General features: G+C 60.6%; 1 protein-coding gene. It reads left to right on the top strand.

Annotated features, from left to right (window positions below):
* Positions 1 to 100 precede the first annotated feature (100 nt).
* A complete protein-coding gene (locus GY937_17540) occupies positions 101 to 3,574 on the top strand; it encodes a DUF4185 domain-containing protein (GenBank protein MCP5058508.1) in 3,474 nt (1,157 codons plus the stop codon).
* The last annotated feature ends 98 nt before the right edge of the window (positions 3,575 to 3,672 follow it).

Here is a 3,672-nt window from a genome sequence, read left to right as displayed (position 1 = left end):
CACTACCTCGCGGCTCTCGATCGCGAACTCGACACCGATCCGACCGACACCGATTCGCCGTTCTGACGAGAAACCAGCACTCGCGCGCGACCACGGCTAGATGATCAGATTTCTACGGTTTCTCGTGATCGCCAACACGCTGGTGGCGGGCGAAACCGAAATCGAGTTCGCGGCGCCCTTTGTCGACGGGTCCGATGTCTATGCCTTCTATTGGCGCACCCACACGACCGGTCCGAGGGAGGTGGGCTTGGCGAAGATGAGCGGCGGAACGCCGCCCTTCGTTCGCCAGACATTCCCCAACACGAGCACGCTCTTCGGGGATACCTACTCCCTCTTCGAAGATGGGGATCTGCAGCCCGCCTCCGGCGGAGTCGTATCCGGGTCCGATCTCTACCTCTATGGGCTCCAACTCCCAGGTGGAGCGACAAGCCACGAGGTGTTTTCTGCCCGAGTACCGCTGAACGGGGTGACGCAGGCAAGCTCGTACGAATACTGGACCGCCTCGGGCTGGCAGTCCGCCCCTACGACACCTGCGGCGCTCTGGGACAACTCAGGCGCACCGTCCGTTGCGTACAACACGCAGGAGGCAAGGTGGGCTGCCGTTTATAGTGTCGAACAGAGTCTGATTCTTCCCTACGTCCAGGAAGACAATCATAGTGCGTTGGCTGTTCGCGTTGCTGAGAACCTGGAAGGCCCGTGGTCTGAGCCCGTCGTGGTGTGGGAGCGGCCGCAGACGCTTCTTACAGGCACGGGAAGCGTCCACAGTCCCGTCATCCTGCCGGGCCTCGAGAACGGATCCGCGATCACGGTTGCGGCCAACGATGGCGGTGAGTGGACGAGGCCCGAGAACGCGTATCTCTACGAAATCGATCTGAGCCAGCTCACCTTCCCGCCCGCGCTCGATCTCCCTTCCGACCCCACGTCGCAGAACCCGCACCCCGCGGCCGGCTTCGCCAATTCAGGTGACCTCGTTCGCATCTTCGTGAACGGAGAAGAGCAGGGGAGCGACACGGCCCAGGCCGATGGCTCGTTCGAGATCTCGATCGTCCTCCTTGACGGACCCAATTCTGTCTACGCGGTCGCCGATTCGGGCGGGCAGACCTCCGATCCGTCTGCAGTCGTCACGTACAACTACGAGAACGCCGAGTCTCGTACGGTTTCGGGCTCGATCACCACGGATACGGTGTGGACTCCAGGTCAGGCTCCCGGCAACGCCGGGCCCTACATCATCGGTTCGAACCTCACGATCGACCCCACCGCGACTCTCACGATCCAGCCGGATGTCGAGGTGCGTGTCGACGGCCTGTATTCAATCACCGTAGATGGAGGACTCGTAGTCCAAGGCGTGTCCGGGCAACGTGTCGTCCTCCGTTCCGACGCGGCGCCGCCAGGCCACCAAGACTGGCTCGGCCTCACTGTCAACGGCCAAGCCGTCCTCGAGGAGGTCGACATCAGAAACACCTCTACCGCTATCCGTGTTGCAGGAGGTGACCTCCAGCTCAGCAACGCCACGATCACTCAATTCGTGGACGGCGTGCAATTTCAGGCAGGCGGAACTGGCCATCTGGGTGCGGGTACTTTGATCGACAACGCGGCAGGTTGGCCGATCGGGTCCTGCATCGAGCTGAAGGACGCAGGGACCGTGACCATCGACAGCGTGGAAGCCTACCGCTGCCGGCACGGACTGACGTTGATTCGCTCCTCGCCGGATGTCCAGGCGAGCACGTTTAGTGACCACGAATATCATGGGATCTTGATCAAGGACGGATCCAATCCTGATATTTTCGGAGGCAACGCGATCACGAACAACGGCATCACTGGCGTTCGAGTCGAAAGAGGCTCCGGCCAGGCCGTTGATCCCGCACCAATCATTCGCGAGTCCGATCTCTTCGGAAACGCATCCTGGGACTACTATGTGATAAACGTCGGCGCCCCGCTCCAGGCATCGGGGAACTGGTGGGGAACCACCGATCTGGCGACGATTGCCGGTAACATTCACGACTCCAGCGATTCGGCGTCTGCAGCCATCGTTCAATGGACACCGTTCCTGAACGACAGCTTTTGGGCTGGAGGAACCGTGGTGCCAGGCTCCTACTTGAACGGACCGGTCGTGGAACCAGTCGAGGCTGGCGTCACCCACATGGTGGTGGGGGATCTGCTCGTGGAGAGCGGCCAGGTTGCCACGCTCGAGGCAGGGGCTCACCTTCAGTTCCTGCCGGGCATGCGCTTCATTGTGGACGGCACCCTGGACATCGCGGGCTCCGCATCGCAGCTGGTGCATCTGGAATCGGCTGGGAGTTCGCCAGCCCCAGGCGATTGGGATGGGATCTACATCTCGGCAACGAGCGTCAACAGCCAAATTCGACACGCCTTGATCGAGCACGCGGACTACGGAGTCCACATCGACCAGGCACCGGTGGGCGTCTCCGACTCCCAAGTTCTTGATGCCAAGGAGGCAGGAATCTACCTGAACGACTCCACGTCTCAGCTGTTCAACAACATTCTCACGTTGTCCGCCCCGCCCGCCTCAAGTACGAACTCGGGGATCCACGTGGTGGAACCGGCGGGCGGGGCGGCGAATCCCGGTCTGATCGGCAACACGATCCAGGACTATCGAAACGGAATTTGGATCCAGCACTCATCCACGCAGGCGGGGACCGGTGTGGTGTCCGTGACTGGGAATACCCTCGAGGCAGCGAAATTCTACGGGCTCCGGATTGAAGGAACGACGGCGCCGGCAGTTACCGGGAACCTGATCAGGAACAATACCGCGGCCGGGATCCTGCTGAGTGCGGGATCCGGTGGCTATCCGACTCCGACGATTCAGGGCAATGACATTCATGACAACGGGTCCAACGATCTCGATGCTGGCGCATTCCCCGTAGTCGGTGCGATCGACGCCTCTAAGAATTGGTGGGGTACGACGGATCCGGTCGAGATTGCGGACAAGATCAACGATCGCACGGACAGCGCGAATCGCCCCGTAGTTGGTTTCACGCCGTTCTTGGATGCAAGCATTCTCGCAAACGGCCAGGAATTCCAAGGGGACTATGTGACGGGCGGCTCCCTGGCACCAGGTACAACGTTCAGTTCTGGAACGACCTACGTGGTGACGGGCGTCATCGATGTTCCGGTTGGCGAGACGCTCACGGTGGAATCCGGCGCCACGCTTTCGTTCCTCCCGGACACTCGCCTCGAGGTGGCTGGAACGCTCGATGCGCAGGGAGGACTCTTCACGTCAGCGAATACGCCTCCCGGCCAGAACGACTGGGAAGGCATCCAGGTGCTCCCAGGCTCCACAGGCTCCGTGCTCGACGGCATCATCGTTAAGTGGGCCAAGGACTCCGTGGATGTCGATGGAGCGGACGTTGATATCACGAACTCAACATTCCAAGAGTTCGGTCTTGGAGGCATCACCTACCGCAACTCCGCGACCGGGACGATTTCGAACAACACGGTGAATCAAGGACAGCAGAATGCTCGGGGCATCGAAGTCGTGGATTCATCGCCGACGATTATCAACAACGATGTCTTAGCCCGGAAAATTCATGAAGAAGTCTCGTTCTTGAATTGAAGAAGGCCCCAGTTGCGGTAGAAACGTGTTGCGACACCCGTTTCCCCTCAACAAGGGCCCCTTCATGAAGCCGGATTCTACCGCACAGACTGTCACCT

The sequence above is a fragment of the bacterium genome (genome assembly GCA_024228115.1).
Taxonomy (GTDB): domain Bacteria; phylum Myxococcota_A; class UBA9160; order UBA9160; family UBA6930.
Note: the sequence above shows the minus strand (reverse complement) of the source record. Positions and strands in the feature narration are given on the sequence as shown.

Excerpts from the sequence above, each read along its gene's own strand:
- GY937_17540 (MCP5058508.1), top strand. The coding sequence starts at position 101 with ATGATCAGATTTCTACGGTTTCTCGTGATCGCCAACACGCTGGTGGCG.